At 41.9% G+C, this 15,341-nt stretch carries 27 protein-coding genes; all 27 read right to left on the bottom strand.

Features of this window, described 5'->3' with window-relative positions:
* Positions 1–441 (bottom strand): 50S ribosomal protein L15, encoded by a 441-nt coding sequence (rplO, locus tag NST39_RS00830; protein WP_003216888.1) that lies wholly within the window; start codon positions 439–441, stop codon positions 1–3.
* 30 nt (positions 442–471) lie between these two features.
* Positions 472–654 (bottom strand): 50S ribosomal protein L30, encoded by a 183-nt coding sequence (gene rpmD / locus NST39_RS00825; protein WP_003217067.1) that lies wholly within the window; start codon positions 652–654, stop codon positions 472–474.
* Positions 655–667: 13 nt separating this feature from the next.
* Positions 668–1,168, bottom strand: a complete 501-nt coding sequence (gene rpsE / locus NST39_RS00820; protein WP_003217179.1) for a 30S ribosomal protein S5 — start codon at positions 1,166–1,168, stop codon at positions 668–670.
* 24 nt (positions 1,169–1,192) lie between these two features.
* Positions 1,193–1,555: a 50S ribosomal protein L18 gene (gene rplR, locus NST39_RS00815; RefSeq protein WP_012008708.1), complete on the bottom strand. Its 363-nt coding sequence runs from the start codon at positions 1,553–1,555 to the stop codon at positions 1,193–1,195.
* 32 nt (positions 1,556–1,587) lie between these two features.
* The gene (gene rplF, locus NST39_RS00810) at positions 1,588–2,124 is read right to left on the bottom strand and encodes a 50S ribosomal protein L6 (protein WP_126741734.1); all 537 of its coding nucleotides are present in this window, start codon (positions 2,122–2,124) and stop codon (positions 1,588–1,590) included.
* 31 nt (positions 2,125–2,155) lie between these two features.
* Positions 2,156–2,554: a 30S ribosomal protein S8 gene (rpsH, locus tag NST39_RS00805; protein ID WP_003217040.1), complete on the bottom strand. Its 399-nt coding sequence runs from the start codon at positions 2,552–2,554 to the stop codon at positions 2,156–2,158.
* 31 nt (positions 2,555–2,585) lie between these two features.
* On the bottom strand, positions 2,586–2,771 hold the full coding sequence (rpsN, locus tag NST39_RS00800; RefSeq protein WP_008356542.1) for a 30S ribosomal protein S14: 186 nt from the start codon (positions 2,769–2,771) through the stop codon (positions 2,586–2,588).
* A 22-nt stretch (positions 2,772–2,793) separates the two neighbouring features.
* Complete coding sequence (gene rplE, locus NST39_RS00795) at positions 2,794–3,333, bottom strand: 50S ribosomal protein L5 (protein WP_003217159.1); 540 nt, start codon at positions 3,331–3,333, stop codon at positions 2,794–2,796.
* Between the two features lie 25 nt (positions 3,334–3,358).
* Positions 3,359–3,670: a 50S ribosomal protein L24 gene (rplX, locus tag NST39_RS00790; protein ID WP_003217151.1), complete on the bottom strand. Its 312-nt coding sequence runs from the start codon at positions 3,668–3,670 to the stop codon at positions 3,359–3,361.
* 35 nt (positions 3,671–3,705) lie between these two features.
* Positions 3,706–4,074: a 50S ribosomal protein L14 gene (gene rplN, locus NST39_RS00785; RefSeq protein ID WP_003216882.1), complete on the bottom strand. Its 369-nt coding sequence runs from the start codon at positions 4,072–4,074 to the stop codon at positions 3,706–3,708.
* A gap of 39 nt (positions 4,075–4,113) precedes the next feature.
* On the bottom strand, positions 4,114–4,377 hold the full coding sequence (rpsQ, locus tag NST39_RS00780) for a 30S ribosomal protein S17 (protein WP_003216906.1): 264 nt from the start codon (positions 4,375–4,377) through the stop codon (positions 4,114–4,116).
* Positions 4,378–4,402: 25 nt separating this feature from the next.
* The gene (gene rpmC, locus NST39_RS00775; protein WP_003217155.1) at positions 4,403–4,603 is read right to left on the bottom strand and encodes a 50S ribosomal protein L29; all 201 of its coding nucleotides are present in this window, start codon (positions 4,601–4,603) and stop codon (positions 4,403–4,405) included.
* Complete coding sequence (gene rplP, locus NST39_RS00770) at positions 4,593–5,027, bottom strand: 50S ribosomal protein L16 (protein ID WP_003217039.1); 435 nt, start codon at positions 5,025–5,027, stop codon at positions 4,593–4,595. Before rplP ends, rpmC begins: the two co-directional genes overlap by 11 nt.
* 1 nt (position 5,028) lies before the next feature.
* Positions 5,029–5,685, bottom strand: a complete 657-nt coding sequence (gene rpsC / locus NST39_RS00765; protein WP_003217241.1) for a 30S ribosomal protein S3 — start codon at positions 5,683–5,685, stop codon at positions 5,029–5,031.
* A gap of 3 nt (positions 5,686–5,688) precedes the next feature.
* Positions 5,689–6,030, bottom strand: a complete 342-nt coding sequence (gene rplV / locus NST39_RS00760) for a 50S ribosomal protein L22 (protein WP_007496316.1) — start codon at positions 6,028–6,030, stop codon at positions 5,689–5,691.
* A 17-nt stretch (positions 6,031–6,047) separates the two neighbouring features.
* Positions 6,048–6,326, bottom strand: a complete 279-nt coding sequence (gene rpsS, locus NST39_RS00755) for a 30S ribosomal protein S19 (RefSeq protein WP_003216920.1) — start codon at positions 6,324–6,326, stop codon at positions 6,048–6,050.
* Between the two features lie 57 nt (positions 6,327–6,383).
* Positions 6,384–7,217, bottom strand: a complete 834-nt coding sequence (rplB, locus tag NST39_RS00750; protein WP_003217065.1) for a 50S ribosomal protein L2 — start codon at positions 7,215–7,217, stop codon at positions 6,384–6,386.
* A gap of 28 nt (positions 7,218–7,245) precedes the next feature.
* The gene (gene rplW, locus NST39_RS00745) at positions 7,246–7,533 is read right to left on the bottom strand and encodes a 50S ribosomal protein L23 (RefSeq protein WP_003217016.1); all 288 of its coding nucleotides are present in this window, start codon (positions 7,531–7,533) and stop codon (positions 7,246–7,248) included.
* The gene (gene rplD / locus NST39_RS00740; RefSeq protein WP_003217216.1) at positions 7,533–8,156 is read right to left on the bottom strand and encodes a 50S ribosomal protein L4; all 624 of its coding nucleotides are present in this window, start codon (positions 8,154–8,156) and stop codon (positions 7,533–7,535) included. The genes rplW and rplD overlap by 1 nt, the downstream gene beginning before the upstream one ends.
* Before the next feature lie 27 nt (positions 8,157–8,183).
* Positions 8,184–8,813: a 50S ribosomal protein L3 gene (gene rplC, locus NST39_RS00735; RefSeq protein WP_113768750.1), complete on the bottom strand. Its 630-nt coding sequence runs from the start codon at positions 8,811–8,813 to the stop codon at positions 8,184–8,186.
* 37 nt (positions 8,814–8,850) lie between these two features.
* A complete protein-coding gene (rpsJ, locus tag NST39_RS00730) occupies positions 8,851–9,159 on the bottom strand; it encodes a 30S ribosomal protein S10 (protein WP_003156464.1) in 309 nt (102 codons plus the stop codon).
* A 218-nt stretch (positions 9,160–9,377) separates the two neighbouring features.
* Complete coding sequence (locus tag NST39_RS00725; RefSeq protein WP_044139652.1) at positions 9,378–10,337, bottom strand: alpha/beta fold hydrolase; 960 nt, start codon at positions 10,335–10,337, stop codon at positions 9,378–9,380.
* Positions 10,338–10,448: 111 nt separating this feature from the next.
* Positions 10,449–11,639: an elongation factor Tu gene (tuf, locus tag NST39_RS00720; protein ID WP_044139653.1), complete on the bottom strand. Its 1,191-nt coding sequence runs from the start codon at positions 11,637–11,639 to the stop codon at positions 10,449–10,451.
* A 118-nt stretch (positions 11,640–11,757) separates the two neighbouring features.
* Positions 11,758–13,836, bottom strand: coding sequence for an elongation factor G (gene fusA / locus NST39_RS00715; protein ID WP_319610844.1), 2,079 nt, complete (start codon positions 13,834–13,836; stop codon positions 11,758–11,760).
* 54 nt (positions 13,837–13,890) lie between these two features.
* Positions 13,891–14,361, bottom strand: coding sequence for a 30S ribosomal protein S7 (gene rpsG / locus NST39_RS00710; RefSeq protein WP_003216884.1), 471 nt, complete (start codon positions 14,359–14,361; stop codon positions 13,891–13,893).
* 120 nt (positions 14,362–14,481) lie between these two features.
* Positions 14,482–14,901: a 30S ribosomal protein S12 gene (gene rpsL, locus NST39_RS00705; protein ID WP_003216962.1), complete on the bottom strand. Its 420-nt coding sequence runs from the start codon at positions 14,899–14,901 to the stop codon at positions 14,482–14,484.
* A gap of 112 nt (positions 14,902–15,013) precedes the next feature.
* On the bottom strand, positions 15,014–15,262 hold the full coding sequence (locus NST39_RS00700; RefSeq protein ID WP_003216985.1) for a 50S ribosomal protein L7ae-like protein: 249 nt from the start codon (positions 15,260–15,262) through the stop codon (positions 15,014–15,016).
* Positions 15,263–15,341: the final 79 nt, after the last annotated feature.

Genomic DNA, 15,341 nt, shown 5'->3' with positions numbered 1-15,341 from the left:
TTAGATCACCTCGGCTGTACCGCCAGCAGCTTCAATCGCTTCTTTAGCAGAAGCAGAGAATTTATTGGCTTTTACAGTTAATTTTTTTTCTAATTTACCGTTGCCAAGAATTTTTACTCCTGCTTTTAACTTGCTTATTGCACCAGTCTCTAGAAGAAGTTCAGGAGTTACTTCCGTTCCTTCGTCAAAACTGTTTAATCTGTCTAAGTTGATTACCGCGTAATCTTTACGGTTGATGTTTGTAAAACCACGTTTTGGAAGACGTTGGAATAAAGGCATCTGACCACCTTCGAAACCAGGGCGTACACCGCCGCCAGAACGAGCGTTTTGACCTTTATGACCTTTACCAGAAGTTTTACCGTTACCTGATCCAATACCACGACCAACACGGTTGCGTACTTTACGTGAACCTTCTGAAGGCTTCAATTCATGAAGTTTCATTTGGGCACCTCCTTATCGATTAAAAATGTTTTATTGTTCTTTAACAGAAACTAAATGAGACACCTTGTTAATCATGCCGCGGATCGCTGCATTGTCTTCATGTACGACTGTTTGGTTTGTTTTCTTAAGACCAAGAGTACGAACAGTGACACGCTGATCTTCTGGGCGACCGATTACACTGCGTTTGAGGGTAATTTCTAATTTATTTGCCATTAATGTTCCCTCCTTATCCTAACAGGTCTTCTACAGATTTTCCACGAAGCTTCGCAACGTCTTCAGCACGTTTAAGTTCACTTAAACCCTGAAGTGTTGCGCGGATCATGTTGATCGGTGTATTAGAACCTAGAGATTTAGAAAGGATATCAGCTAGACCAGCAAGCTCAAGAACCGCACGCACTGGGCCTCCAGCGATAACTCCTGTACCTTCTGAAGCAGGCTTCAATAGAACGTTTCCTGCACCGAATCGACCGATGATTTCATGTGGAATTGTAGTTCCAACCATTGGTACTTCAATTAAATTCTTTTTCGCATCTTCAACAGCTTTGCGGATCGCTTCTGGTACTTCTTGTGCTTTACCAGTACCGAAACCTACATGACCGTTTTTGTCACCGACAACAACTAAAGCTGCAAAACGGAAACGACGTCCACCTTTAACAACTTTCGCTACGCGGTTAACCGTAACTAAGCGTTCTTCTAACTCTAATTTGCTTTGGTCAATACGACTCATTCGGATGTGTCCCTCCTTCTTTTATTAAAATTTAAGTCCAGCCTCACGAGCAGCTTCAGCTAGAGCTTTTACACGTCCATGATATAAGTATCCTCCGCGGTCAAATACCACGTTAGAGATTCCTTTTTCAACAGCACGTTTTGCAACAAGTTCGCCAACTTTAGTAGCAGCTGCAGCGTCAGAACTATTCTCGATCTTTAAATCTTTATCAAGAGTAGAAGCACTTACAAGTGTTACACCGTTAACATCATCAATTACTTGAGCGTAGATGTTCTTGTTAGAACGGAAAACGTTAAGGCGAGGTCTTTCAGCAGTACCTGAAAGTTTCGCACGAACACGAGCGTGTCTTTTAAGACGAGTAGCGTTTTTACTAGTTTTCGTAATCATCCGAGTCACTCCTTTCTTCACATTAAGCGATCTTACTTACCAGTTTTTCCTTCTTTACGGCGAACGAATTCACCTTCGTAACGAATTCCTTTACCTTTGTAAGGCTCTGGAGAACGGACAGCGCGGATGTTAGAAGCTAGAGCTCCCACACGCTCTTTATCGATACCTTTAATGACTACTTTCGTTTGAGATGGAACTTCGACTTCAACTCCATCCTCAGGAACGATTTCAACTGGATGAGAGTATCCAACGTTAAGAACAAGTTTGTTTCCAGATTTAGCTGCACGGTAACCGACACCGATAAGTTCTAAACCTCTTTCGAAACCTTTAGATACACCTTCAACCATGTTTGCAATTAAGCTACGTGTTGTACCATGTAATGCACGGTGTTCTTTATGATCAGACGGACGGCTTACAGTTAAGACGCTGTCCTCAATTTTAATTTCCATATCAGGGTGAAATGTACGAGTTAGTTCACCTTTTGGTCCCTTTACTGTCACTGTGTTATCGTTGTTTGTCACAGTAACTCCTGAAGGGATCTCGATTAGTTTTTTACCTATACGAGACATACCAAGCACCTCCATTCATCTTAAACTTTTTTTACCATACGTAAGCAAGTACTTCTCCACCAGCTTGTTTAGCACGGGCTTCTTTGTCCGATAAAACACCTTGTGATGTAGAAATAATTGCGATTCCAAGTCCGTTAAGTACACGTGGTACTTCATTTGATTTCGCATATACACGTAAACCAGGTTTACTGATTCTTTTTAGACCAGTGATAACACGTTCGTTGTTTTGGCCATATTTAAGGAACATACGAATAATTCCTTGTTTGCTGTCTTCAACATATTCAACGTCACGGATAAAACCTTCACGCTTTAAGATTTCAGCAATTTCTCTTTTGATTTTGGAAGCCGGTACTTCTAGCTTCTCATGACGTACCATGTTCGCATTGCGAATACGAGTCAGCAAATCTGCAATCGGATCTGTCATAACCATTATTTAATAACCTCCTTCCCATTTATGGGGATTACCAGCTGGCTTTTTTAACGCCAGGAATTTGTCCTTTATATGCAAGTTCGCGGAAACAAATACGGCAAAGTTTAAACTTGCGAATTACTGAATGTGGACGTCCACAACGTTCGCAGCGCGTATACTCTTGAACTTTAAACTTTTGTTTGCGTTGTTGTTTCGCAATCATAGACTTTTTAGCCACGATTTCGCCTCCCTTTCATTGATTATTTCTGGAACGGCATACCTACTTGAGTTAATAACTCACGTGCTTCTTCGTCCGTATTGGCAGTCGTAACGATAACGATATCCATACCGCGGACTTTTGTTACTTTATCGTAATCAATTTCTGGGAAGATTAACTGTTCTTTAATACCAAGCGTGTAGTTTCCACGACCGTCGAAAGATTTCTTAGAAATCCCGCGGAAGTCACGTACACGTGGTAAAGAAACAGAAATAAGTTTATCAAGGAAATCGTACATGCGCTCTCCGCGAAGTGTTACTTTCGCACCGATTGGCATTCCTTCACGTAGACGGAATCCAGCAATAGACTTCTTCGCACGAGTAACGACAGGTTTTTGACCAGCTATAAACGTTAATTCTTCAACAGCAGTATCGATTGCTTTAGCGTTTTGAACGGCGTCACCAACACCCATGTTGATCACGATTTTTTCGATTTTTGGCACTTGCATTACTGATTTGTATTCAAACTTAGAAACTAATGCAGGTGTAATTTCTTTTACATACTTTTCTTTAAGGCGGTTCATGAGAAAGACCTCCCTTCCTTATTTACTATTTATCTAGAACTTGCCCAGATTTTTTCGCTACACGGACTTTCTTTCCGTCCTCAACTTTATACCCAACACGTGTCACTTCACCCGTTTTAGGATCAAGCGGCATTACGTTTGATACGTGGATCGGCGCTTCTTGTTCAGAAATTCCGCCCTGAGGGTTAGCTTGGGTTGGTTTAGAGTGTTTTTTCACAAGGTTAATACCTTCTACTAAAACACGGTCATTCTTAGGGAAAGCAGCAAGGATGACTCCTTGTTTACCTTTATCTTTACCAGAGATAACCACTACTTTATCGCCCTTTTTAACATGCATTTAATCGCACCTCCTTGAGTCGCGGATTGTATTCATTAAAGTACTTCTGGTGCTAGAGAAACAATTTTCATATAGTTGTTTTCACGAAGTTCACGTGCTACTGGTCCGAAGATACGAGTTCCACGCGGGCTCTTGTCGTCACGGATAATGACACATGCATTTTCATCGAAGCTGATGTAAGATCCATCGTTTCTGCGAGCTCCGCTCTTTGTACGAACGATAACTGCTTTCACAACTTCACCTTTTTTGACAACGCCTCCTGGTGTTGCTTGTTTAACCGTACAAACAATGACATCACCGATGTTAGCCGTCTTACGTCCAGAGCCACCAAGAACTTTAATCGTTAGTACTTCGCGTGCGCCAGAGTTGTCAGCTACTTTTAAACGAGTCTCCTGTTGAATCATTAATGTTACCTCCTTTCGGAAAAAGAAATCCGAACTTTATTAGATAATAACGGCTTCTTCGACAACTTCAACTAGACGAAAGCGTTTAGTCGCAGATAAAGGACGAGTTTCCATGACCTTTACGATGTCTCCGATTTTTGCTTGGTTGTTTTCATCATGTGCTTTGAACTTCTTAGAGTATCTTACACGTTTGCCATAAAGTGAATGCTTTTTGTATGTTTCAACTACAACAGTGATGGTTTTATCCATTTTGTCAGAAACAACACGACCTTGATACACTTTACGTTGGTTACGTTCGCTCATGTTTGCGGGGCCTCCCCTCTAATTATTATTTATTAGCAGCGATTTCTCTTTGACGAATCACAGTTTTCATGCGTGCGATTGATTTACGCACTTCACGAATGCGAGCAGTGTTTTCAAGCTGCCCAGTCGCTAATTGGAAACGAAGATTGAAAAGTTCTTCTTTAAGAGACTTTACTTTTTGTTCAATTTCAGCAGTGGTAAGGTCACGAATTTCATTAGCTTTCATTTGATTCACCACCAATTTCTTCACGTTTTACGAACTTCGTTTTAATTGGCAATTTGTGAGATGCAAGACGAAGAGCTTCACGCGCAACTTCTTCAGACACACCAGAAATTTCAAATAAAACTTTGCCTGGTTTTACTACAGCTACCCATCCTTCTGGAGCACCTTTACCGGAACCCATGCGGACCTCTAGAGGTTTAGCTGTGTATGGCTTAGAAGGGAAAATTTTAATCCAAACTTTACCGCCACGTTTCATGTAACGAGTCATAGCAATACGAGCAGCTTCGATTTGGCGGTTCGTGATCCAAGAAGCTTCTTGAGCTTGGATACCGTACTCACCGAAATGTACTTCAGTACCACCTTTTGCACGACCACGCATTTTTCCACGATGTTCTCTGCGATACTTCACGCGTTTTGGCAATAACATATTATTTTCCTCCTTCCGCAGTATTCTTCTTAGTTGGAAGGACTTCTCCACGATAGATCCATACTTTTACGCCAAGCTTACCATAAGTAGTGTCAGCTTCAGCAGTAGCATAGTCGATGTCAGCACGAAGTGTGTGCAACGGAACAGTACCTTCACTGTAATATTCAGAACGAGCAATATCTGCACCGCCAAGACGACCAGAAACCATTGTTTTGATTCCTTGTGCTCCAGCACGCATTGTGCGTTGGATTGTTTGTTTTTGTGCACGACGGAATGAAATACGATTTTCAAGTTGACGAGCGATGTTTTCAGCAACTAGCTGAGCATCAAGATCTGCTCTTTTGATTTCAAGGATGTTGATGTGTACACGTTTGCCAGTTAGGCTGTTAAGAGCTTTACGAAGTGCTTCAACTTCAGATCCGCCTTTACCAATTACCATACCTGGTTTAGCCGTGTGGATTGTGATATTTACGCGGTTTGCAGCACGTTCGATTTCTACTTTAGAAACAGACGCGTCAGACAAACGCTTGCTGATGAATTCACGGATTTTCAAGTCTTCATGTAAGAAGTCAGCGTAATCTTTTCCTGCGAACCATTTAGATTCCCAATCACGAATGACGCCAATACGAAGACCTACTGGATTTACCTTTTGACCCACGGATTATCCCTCCTTCTTTTCTGATACAACGATTGTAATGTGGCTAGTACGTTTGTTAATTGCGCTCGCACGACCCATAGCACGTGGACGGAATCTCTTAAGTGTTGGACCTTCGTCAACGAATGCTTGAGTAATCACTAGGCTGTTAGCGTCCAACTCGTAGTTGTGCTCAGCATTTGCGATAGCAGATTTTAATACTTTTTCAATAATTGGTGAAGCAGCCTTAGGTGTAAGGTTTAAAATAGAAACTGCTTCTCCTACTTGCTTACCTCGGATCAGGTCCATTACTAGACGTGCTTTACGAGGAGCAATACGGACTGTTCTTGCGACAGCTTTAGCTTGCATTTAAAAGCCTCCTCTCATTAGCGTCTTGTTTTTTTATCGTCACTAGCATGACCTTTGTAAGTACGGCTTGGTGCGAATTCGCCCAATTTGTGACCTACCATATCTTCAGAAATGAAAACAGGTACATGTTTGCGTCCGTCATAGACAGCGATTGTGTGACCGATGAATTGTGGGAAAATTGTAGAACGACGAGACCAAGTTTTTACGACTTGCTTTTTGTCAGTTTCATTCAATTTCTCGACTTTAGCCATCAAATGATCATCAACAAATGGTCCTTTTTTTAAGCTGCGAGCCATTGTGGAACCTCCCTTCGTGATTGAACTACGGTCCTAAATGAACCGTAGACAACCCCGTTACTTGTTTTTACGACGACGTACAATGAATTTATCAGACTTGTTGGTTTTCTTACGAGTCTTGAATCCAAGAGTCGGTTTGCCCCATGGAGACATTGGTGATTTACGTCCGATTGGAGCGCGTCCTTCACCACCACCGTGTGGGTGATCGTTAGGGTTCATTACAGAACCACGAACTGTTGGGCGTACGCCTTTCCAGCGTGAACGTCCAGCTTTACCGATGTTAATTAATTCGTGTTGCTCGTTTCCAACTTGACCGATAGTCGCACGGCAAGCAGAAAGAATCATACGAACTTCTCCTGAGTTCAAACGTACAAGAACGTATTTACCTTCTTTACCAAGAACTTGAGCAGAAGTACCAGCAGAACGAACTAATTGTCCACCTTTACCTGGTTTTAATTCAATGTTATGCACAACTGTACCAACTGGGATGTTGATAAGTGGAAGAGCATTACCTGGTTTGATGTCAGATTCTGGTCCAGAAGTAACTTCAGTACCAACTTGGATTCCTTTAGGAGCAAGAATGTAACGTTTCTCACCATCTGCATAGTTTACAAGAGCGATGTTCGCTGAACGGTTTGGATCATACTCGATTGTAGCAACGCGTCCAGGTATACCGTCTTTATCACGTTTAAAGTCAATGATACGGTATTGACGTTTATGACCGCCACCTTGATGACGAACAGTCATTCTACCTTGGTTGTTACGTCCGCCTTTTCTGTGAAGCGGCGCAAGCAACGATTTTTCTGGTTTGTCAGTCGTGATTTCAGCAAAATCTGAAGTAGTCATGCCACGACGACCATTACTGGTTGGTTTATACTTTTTAATCGCCATTTTGAATTTCCCTCCTTCTTTTTAAGATTTACGCTTCAAAAATTTCGATTTCTTTGCTGTCAGCAGTTAATTTTACGATCGCTTTTCTGCGACGGCTAGTCATACCAGTGTAGCGTCCAACGCGTTTAGATTTTCCTTTGTAATTTTGAACGTTGACTTTCTCAACTTTCACTCCAAAGATTTCTTCAACAGCGTCTTTCACTTCTGTTTTGTTAGCTCTGACATCAACTTCGAACGTATACTTCTTCTCTGTCATTAGATCAGCAGAACGTTCAGTAATGATAGGGCGCTTTAGAACATCACGAGGATCTTTCATTATGCAAGTCCCTCCTCTACTTTTTCAACCGCTGCTTTAGTGATCAGAAGTTTCTCGTGGTTGACAACGTCAAGAACGTTGATACCGTTAGCTTCAACAACTGTTACTCCAGGGATGTTACGAGCAGATAAAGCAACTGTTTCGTTTGCATCCGCAGTGACGATTAACGCTTTCTTCTCGACAGATAATCCTTTTAGGATGCCTGCGAATTCTTTCGTTTTCACTGCATCAAGAGTCAGATCTTCAAGAACGATGATGTTGTTGTCGATTACTTTAGAAGACAATACTGACTTGATAGCCAAGCGGCGAACTTTTTTAGGTAATTTATAAGAATAGCTGCGTGGTGTTGGACCGAATACGATACCGCCTCCGCGCCATTGTGGTGAACGGATAGAACCTTGACGAGCACGACCAGTACCCTTCTGTCTCCAAGGCTTACGACCTCCGCCACGTACTTCAGAACGAGTTTTTACTTTGTGAGTTCCTTGACGTAAGGAAGCTCTTTGCATAAGAATAGCATCGAATACTACGCTTTCGTTTGGCTCAATTCCAAACACAGAAGCGTTTAATTCGATTTCACCGTTAGTAGAACCGTTTTGGTTAAATAATGCTACTTTTGGCATGACTTGTTTCCTCCTTTCCTAAGAGAGTTATTTAGATTTAACTGCACTCTTTACAGTTACTAGAGATTTTTTAGCTCCTGGTACATTTCCTTTGATCAATAGAAGATTGCGTTCTGCATCAACTTTAACGATCTCAAGGTTTTGGACAGTGATTTGCTCTCCGCCCATACGACCTGGAAGAAGTTTACCTTTGAATACTCGGTTTGGATCAACAGGTCCCATTGAACCAGGACGACGGTGGTAACGTGAACCGTGAGTCATTGGTCCGCGTGATTGTCCGTGGCGCTTGATAGCCCCTTGGAATCCTTTACCTTTTGATGTTCCTGTTACATCTACGATATCTCCACTTGCGAAAATATCAACTTTGACTTCCTGACCAACTTCATACGCATCTAACTCCGCACCGCGTAATTCTTTTACGAAGCGCTTAGGAGCAGTTTCCGCTTTAGCAACGTGGCCCTTCTCTGGTTTGTTAGAAAGCTTTTCACGTTTGTCGTCAAAACCGATTTGGATTGCTTCATAGCCATCCGTGTCAGCAGTCTTCTTTTGAAGAACAACGTTAGCAGCAGCCTCAACAACAGTTACAGGGATAAGATCACCGTTTTCTGCGAATACTTGCGTCATACCAATTTTTCTACCTAAGATTCCTTTGGTCATTAGTCACACCTCCTATAATATGTGTTTTCTATTTGAATTAAAGTTTGATTTCGATATCTACACCAGATGGTAAATCTAAACGCATAAGTGCATCAACTGTTTGTGGAGTTGGATTCACGATGTCGATTAGACGTTTGTGAGTACGCATCTCAAATTGCTCACGAGAATCTTTGTACTTATGCACCGCACGAAGGATTGTGTAAACTGATTTTTCAGTTGGAAGCGGGATTGGACCAGATACACTAGCACCAGAACGCTTAGCCGTTTCAACAATCTTCTCAGCAGATTGATCAAGAATTCTATGATCATATGCTTTTAAACGAATACGAATTTTTTGTTTTGCCATTATTTTCCCTCCTTTTCGCCTACTTACGTTAGACAGTTCTCCGTGAGAAAAACCTGATCACCTTGCCATGGCAAAGCGGCCGGGTGTGTCAGCAACCTCTCACTTCATCGCAGTCAAAGACCAACATGCACCATTGTACCAAATTGGCCTGCGTGTTGCAATAATAAATCGGATAAATTTATGATTTGCACACTTTTCATATTATACAGGGGTTCAGCCTATAAATCAAGCTTTCCCTGAAGATGATGTACAGCCGTCTTTTTTATGGTACGGATAAATTCTTCTGGCTCTTCTAGATGCGGGGAATGTGCAGATTCTTTAAAGGTGAACCATTCTTTGACTGGTGCTGTTAATTGCTCAACATAAGGTTTTGATACAGCAGCTGGTGTAATCATGTCATATTCACCAATGATAAAGTAACAAGGTATTAATATAGTAGAAACTCGGTATTCAATGCTCTCATTCATCAATTCATCCCATAGAATGTCCTGACTAAGCATCTGTCCTTTAAGGAAATTCCACTTATCTTTGAGCTGATATTCCTTACTAAAAAGAAACCCGCGCAGCATTTGAATAAGCGGCTTCCACCTATGTGTGAGACCTACGCTTCCTAGCTCTTTATATAGAGAGAACAGAGCATGAGCTGATATTCGTTTCCACGGAGGAGGCGTCAGTAATCGCAGGCACCAAGTAAACAACCGATTTCTTTCGTATTTCTCCAAAAGAAGCTCGTACGACACACTATCTTCTTTTATTACATCTACTACCTGACTAATTCCATAGTAAGCATGATATAGATCTGGGCGCTTATGTACTGCTTGTATGGCGATTAATGACCCCCATGAATATCCGGCGATGTACAATTTTGATTGACCTAGATATGAAAGGACTTTCTCTGTCAGTTCAATCGTATCTTCAATAAATTGCCGAATGGTCATGGAAGTATCGGAGGGATTCTTTTGATAGGAGAGTCCCGCGCCACGCTGATCCCAATGAACAACTGTAAAATCGTGATTAAGTTCCTCATGAAATGAGTCGATATAGCTGATTTGAGCGGAACCGGGCCCACCGTGTAAAAATAAAAGAACAGGCTTCGCTTCACTAGTGTGATCTTCTTTGATCATAATCCATTGGTCAACCCCGCCGATTAACCATTTCTTCAAATATGTCTTCGCCATTCCAGTGATCCTCTCGGTTCCATTTAGATTCTATAGCTTATAGTAGCCGTTCTGATCTGGAAAAGCAAAAAAAAAGAGACCCTTTTGCAAGGAGTCTCTTTTATATGTTTATTACTTAATGATATTTGAAACGACGCCAGAACCTACAGTACGTCCACCCTCACGGATAGAGAAACGAGTTCCTTCTTCGATAGCGATAGTAGAGATAAGTTCAACTTCCATCTCAGTGTTATCGCCAGGCATTACCATTTCAGTACCTTCTGGAAGATGTACGATACCAGTTACGTCAGTTGTACGGAAGTAGAACTGCGGACGGTAGTTAGCGAAGAATGGAGTATGACGTCCACCCTCTTCTTTAGAAAGTACATAAACTTCAGCTTTGAAACGGCTATGTGGAGTGATTGTACCTGGTTTAGCAAGTACTTGACCACGTTGGATATCTTCACGAGATACACCACGAAGTAGTGCACCGATGTTGTCACCAGCTTCAGCATAGTCAAGAAGCTTACGGAACATTTCAACACCTGTAACAGTTGTTTTACCATTGTCTTCTTGAAGACCGATAATTTCAACTTCGTCACCGACTTTAACTTGTCCACGCTCAACACGACCAGTAGCAACAGTTCCACGACCAGTGATTGAGAATACATCCTCAACTGGCATCATGAATGGCTTCTCAGTGTCACGTTCTGGAGTTGGGATGTACTCATCAACCGCATCCATAAGTTCAAAGATTTTTGCTTCGTAATCAGCATCTCCTTCAAGAGCTTTAAGAGCAGAACCTTTGATAACTGGTACATCATCACCAGGGAAGTCATAGTCAGAAAGAAGGTCACGAACTTCCATTTCAACAAGTTCAAGTAACTCTTCATCGTCAACCATGTCACATTTGTTAAGGAATACTACGATGTATGGAACACCTACGTTACGAGAAAGTAGGATGTGCTCACGTGTTTGTGGCATTGGACCATCAGCAGCAGATACTACTAAGATCGCGCCGTCCATTTGAGCAGCACCAGTGATCATGTTTTTAACGTAGTCAGCGTGTCCTGGGCAGTCTACGTGTGCATAGTGACGAGTGTCTGTTTCATACTCGACGTGTGAAGTTGAGATTGTGATTCCACGCTCGCGCTCTTCTGGAGCACCATCGATTTGGTCATATCCCATAGCTGATCCTTTACCAGACTTCTTATGAAGAACTGTTGAGATAGCAGCAGTTAGAGTTGTTTTACCATGGTCAACGTGTCCAATTGTACCAATGTTAGCATGCGATTTGGAACGGTCGAATTTTTCTTTAGCCATTCTAAAAATCCTCCTTAAAGGTTCATTGTATTTGGTATAGAGTGATAGAAAGTGAAGAGTTATCTCTCACTTTCTGATCTTCAATAGTAGTTATACTTTAGTTTAAAGGCAAAATCAATTATTCACCTTTATTTTTTTTGATGATTTCTTCACTGATGCTCTTAGGCACTTCTTCGTAGTGATCCATATGCATAGTGAAAGTACCGCGTCCTTGTGTGTTAGAACGGAGTGAAGTTGCATATCCGAACATTTCAGAAAGTGGAACCATTGCGCGAACAACTTGAGCGTTACCGCGAGCTTCCATACCTTCTACACGTCCACGACGAGATGTGATATCACCCATGATGTCTCCCATGTATTCTTCAGGGATAACGACTTCCACTTTCATCATTGGCTCAAGTAGAACTGGGTTACATTTGCTGACAGCATTTTTCAATGCCATAGATGCAGCAATTTTAAACGCCATTTCGTTCGAGTCAACATCGTGGTAAGATCCATCAAATAATTTTGCTTTGATGTCGATTAATGGGAATCCAGCTAATACACCATTTTCAAGTGAATCTTCAAGACCTGCTTGAATTGCTGGAATGTATTCACGTGGAACAACCCCACCGACGATTGCATTTTGGAATTCGAAGCCTGCGCCTTCTTCGTTTGGTTCGAATTCGATCCAAACGTGTCCGAACTGACCACGTCCACCAGACTGACGTACGAATTTACCTTCAACTTTTGCACCAGAACGGAATGTTTCACGGTACGCAACTTGAGGAGCACCTACGTTAGCTTCCACCTTGAACTCACGCTTCATACGGTCAACAATGATATCAAGGTGAAGCTCACCCATACCAGAGATGATCGTTTGACCAGTTTCAGGGTTTGTTTGTGTACGGAATGTTGGATCCTCTTCAGCTAGTTTAGCTAAAGCGATACCCATTTTATCTTGGTCAGCCTTTGATTTAGGCTCGATGGCTACATCGATAACTGGCTCTGGGAATTCCATAGACTCAAGGATAACAGTATCTTTCTCGTCACAAAGAGTGTCACCAGTAGATGTATCTTTAAGACCAACAGCTGCTGCGATATCCCCTGCATATACAGTAGAGATTTCTTCACGGCTGTTTGCGTGCATTTGAAGGATACGTCCAACACGCTCACGCTTGTTCTTAGAAGAGTTCTTCACGTATGAACCTGAAGCAAGTGTTCCAGAGTATACGCGGAAGAAAGTTAGTTTCCCAACATAAGGGTCAGTCATAACTTTAAATGCAAGAGCTGAGAATGGTGCGTCATCAGTAGACTCACGAACAACCTCTTCATTTGAATCTGGCAGGATACCTTTAATTGCAGCAACATCAGTTGGTGCAGGAAGGTAATCAAGCACAGCATCAAGTACAAGCTGAACACCTTTGTTTTTGAAAGCAGATCCAACAAGAACTGGGTAGAATTCAACATTCAACGTTCCTTTACGGATTGCAGCTTTCAATTCAGGAATTGTAATTTCTTCACCCTCAAGGTATTTTTCCATAAGCTCTTCATCAAACTCAGCGACAGCCTCAATAAGGCTGTTGCGAAGCTCTTCAGCTTTGTCTTTATACTCAGCAGGGATTTCTTGTGCATCAGAGCGAGTTCCAAGGTCATCTTCGTAGAAGTATGCTACGTTATCTACAAGGTCGATGATTCCTTCGAATTGATCTTCAGCGCCGATCGGCAATTGAATTGCATGAGCGTTCGCTTGAAGACGATCTCTTAATGTGCTTACAGAGTAAAGGAAGTCCGCACCGGTTTTATCCATTTTGTTAACGAATACGATACGAGGTACTCCGTAAGTTGTTGCTTGGCGCCAAACTGTTTCAGTTTGTGGCTCTACACCTGATTGTGCATCAAGAACTGCTACCGCACCATCAAGTACACGTAAAGAACGTTCAACTTCAACAGTGAAGTCTACGTGTCCTGGTGTATCGATGATGTTTACACGGTAACCTTTCCATTGTGCTGTAGTAGCAGCAGAAGTGATTGTAATACCACGTTCTTGCTCCTGCTCCATCCAGTCCATTTGGGAAGCTCCTTCGTGAGTTTCACCAATTTTATGGATACGACCAGTGTAGTATAAGATACGCTCAGTCGTTGTCGTTTTACCAGCATCGATGTGAGCCATGATACCAATATTACGAGTTTTGTCTAAGGAGAACTCTCTTGCCATTGGGTAATTTCTCCTTCCTTATTAGGGAATAGTTTTTTTAGTTTGGTATAAATCCTACCAGCGGTAGTGAGCGAATGCTTTGTTCGCTTCTGCCATTTTGTGTGTATCTTCACGTTTCTTAACAGCAGCACCAGTGTTGTTAGCTGCGTCAAGGATTTCGTTAGCAAGACGCTCTTCCATCGTTTTTTCTCCACGAAGACGAGCGTAGTTTACTAACCAGCGAAGACCTAAAGTAGTACGACGGTCTGGGCGAACTTCTACAGGAACTTGGTAGTTAGCTCCACCTACACGACGTGCTTTAACTTCAAGAACTGGCATGATGTTTTTCAAGGCTTGTTCGAAAACCTCCATCGCTTCATTACCAGTACGTTCTTTGATGATATCAAATGACTTGTAGAGAATTGTTTGTGACTTTCCTCTTTTACCGTCGATCATCATTTTGTTGATCAAACGAGATACAAGTTTAGAATTGTAAATTGGATCTGGCAATACGTCTCTTTTTGCTACAGGACCTTTACGTGGCATCTGATAGCCTCCCTTCTCATTTAAAAGGATTTCTATCTGTCTCTCATCTCAATATCATTGTCAGTTGCCTGACTCCACTGATCTGATATCAACTTCTAAAAACCCTTATGTTTGTTTGTATTATTTGCTTTGTTTAGGGCGTTTTGTTCCGTATTTAGAACGTCCTTGCATACGACCGTCAACTCCGGCAGTATCAAGCGCACCACGAACGATGTGGTAACGTACACCCGGTAAGTCTTTTACACGTCCGCCACGGATAAGTACTACACTGTGCTCTTGTAGATTATGTCCGATACCAGGAATGTAAGCTGTTACCTCAATCAGGTTAGACAAACGTACACGAGCATATTTACGTAGTGCTGAGTTTGGTTTTTTCGGTGTCATTGTGCCGACACGAGTACAAACCCCGCGCTTCTGTGGAGATGTTACGTTAGTGTGCTCTTTTTTGAAACTGTTGTATCCTTTGTTAAGTGCAGGAGACTTTGAGTTTTCAACTTTACTCACGCGTCCTTTGCGTATTAGCTGATTAATTGTAGGCATGTTGTTATTCCTCCCTTCGTTGCTTTTTTTATAACCCACATACCCAGGTGGTTCATTAAAAGGCAAAAAACAATGCTTTTGCATTTACACATGCAAAAACAAAACAAGTACGCTATAACATAATGGCAACAGCTGCTGCCCCAACTTCAATTCCGCAGGCTTTGCCGAGCTTTTTCATGGAATCTACCACTAAAATGTCTACACCCTTCTCTTGCGCTAGTTTTGTTACACTAGCTGTTAAAGCAGGATCAGCATCTTTCGCTACGACGATTTCCTTTACTGAATCTCGTTTCAGAGCTTTTACTGTTTGCTTCGTACCAATAATAATGGATTGGGCCTGTGATACTTTATCATAAGACATCGAATATCCTCCAAAGTAACAGGTTTTATTTTGAGCACCTTGGTTATATTATCATCATGGCAGAAGGATGTCAATATCA

Source organism: Bacillus sp. FSL W8-0645, from assembly GCF_038007905.1.
In the GTDB taxonomy this organism is placed as follows: domain Bacteria; phylum Bacillota; class Bacilli; order Bacillales; family Bacillaceae; genus Bacillus; species Bacillus pumilus.
This window is presented reverse-complemented; position numbering and strand designations above follow the sequence as displayed.

Bases quoted from the DNA above. Each gene is read 5' to 3' on its own strand.
- rplP (WP_003217039.1), bottom strand. From the start codon at position 5,027: ATGTTATTGCCAAAACGCGTGAAGTATCGCAGAGAACATCGTGGAAAA.
- rplV (WP_007496316.1), bottom strand. From the start codon at position 6,030: ATGCAAGCTAAAGCTGTCGCAAGAACAGTCCGTATTGCTCCTCGTAAA.
- rpsG (WP_003216884.1), bottom strand. From the start codon at position 14,361: ATGCCACGTAAAGGTCCTGTAGCAAAAAGAGACGTATTGCCAGATCCA.
- rpsJ (WP_003156464.1), bottom strand. From the start codon at position 9,159: ATGGCAAAACAAAAAATTCGTATTCGTTTAAAAGCATATGATCATAGA.
- rpsQ (WP_003216906.1), bottom strand. From the start codon at position 4,377: ATGAGCGAACGTAACCAACGTAAAGTGTATCAAGGTCGTGTTGTTTCT.
- rplX (WP_003217151.1), bottom strand. From the start codon at position 3,670: ATGCATGTTAAAAAGGGCGATAAAGTAGTGGTTATCTCTGGTAAAGAT.
- NST39_RS00725 (WP_044139652.1), bottom strand. From the start codon at position 10,337: ATGGCGAAGACATATTTGAAGAAATGGTTAATCGGCGGGGTTGACCAA.
- rplC (WP_113768750.1), bottom strand. From the start codon at position 8,813: ATGACCAAAGGAATCTTAGGTAGAAAAATTGGTATGACGCAAGTATTC.
- rpmC (WP_003217155.1), bottom strand. From the start codon at position 4,603: ATGAAAGCTAATGAAATTCGTGACCTTACCACTGCTGAAATTGAACAA.
- rplE (WP_003217159.1), bottom strand. From the start codon at position 3,333: ATGAACCGCCTTAAAGAAAAGTATGTAAAAGAAATTACACCTGCATTA.
- rplB (WP_003217065.1), bottom strand. From the start codon at position 7,217: ATGGCGATTAAAAAGTATAAACCAACCAGTAATGGTCGTCGTGGCATG.
- fusA (WP_319610844.1), bottom strand. From the start codon at position 13,836: ATGGCAAGAGAGTTCTCCTTAGACAAAACTCGTAATATTGGTATCATG.
- rplW (WP_003217016.1), bottom strand. From the start codon at position 7,533: ATGAAAGATCCTCGTGATGTTCTAAAGCGCCCTATCATTACTGAACGT.
- tuf (WP_044139653.1), bottom strand. From the start codon at position 11,639: ATGGCTAAAGAAAAATTCGACCGTTCCAAATCGCATGCTAACATTGGT.
- NST39_RS00700 (WP_003216985.1), bottom strand. From the start codon at position 15,262: ATGTCTTATGATAAAGTATCACAGGCCCAATCCATTATTATTGGTACG.
- rplO (WP_003216888.1), bottom strand. From the start codon at position 441: ATGAAACTTCATGAATTGAAGCCTTCAGAAGGTTCACGTAAAGTACGC.
- rpsL (WP_003216962.1), bottom strand. From the start codon at position 14,901: ATGCCTACAATTAATCAGCTAATACGCAAAGGACGCGTGAGTAAAGTT.
- rpsE (WP_003217179.1), bottom strand. From the start codon at position 1,168: ATGAGTCGTATTGACCAAAGCAAATTAGAGTTAGAAGAACGCTTAGTT.
- rpmD (WP_003217067.1), bottom strand. From the start codon at position 654: ATGGCAAATAAATTAGAAATTACCCTCAAACGCAGTGTAATCGGTCGC.
- rplR (WP_012008708.1), bottom strand. From the start codon at position 1,555: ATGATTACGAAAACTAGTAAAAACGCTACTCGTCTTAAAAGACACGCT.
- rpsS (WP_003216920.1), bottom strand. From the start codon at position 6,326: ATGGCTCGCAGCTTAAAAAAAGGACCATTTGTTGATGATCATTTGATG.
- rplD (WP_003217216.1), bottom strand. From the start codon at position 8,156: ATGCCAAAAGTAGCATTATTTAACCAAAACGGTTCTACTAACGGTGAA.
- rpsH (WP_003217040.1), bottom strand. From the start codon at position 2,554: ATGGTTATGACAGATCCGATTGCAGATTTGCTGACTCGTATTCGCAAT.
- rplF (WP_126741734.1), bottom strand. From the start codon at position 2,124: ATGTCTCGTATAGGTAAAAAACTAATCGAGATCCCTTCAGGAGTTACT.
- rplN (WP_003216882.1), bottom strand. From the start codon at position 4,074: ATGATTCAACAGGAGACTCGTTTAAAAGTAGCTGACAACTCTGGCGCA.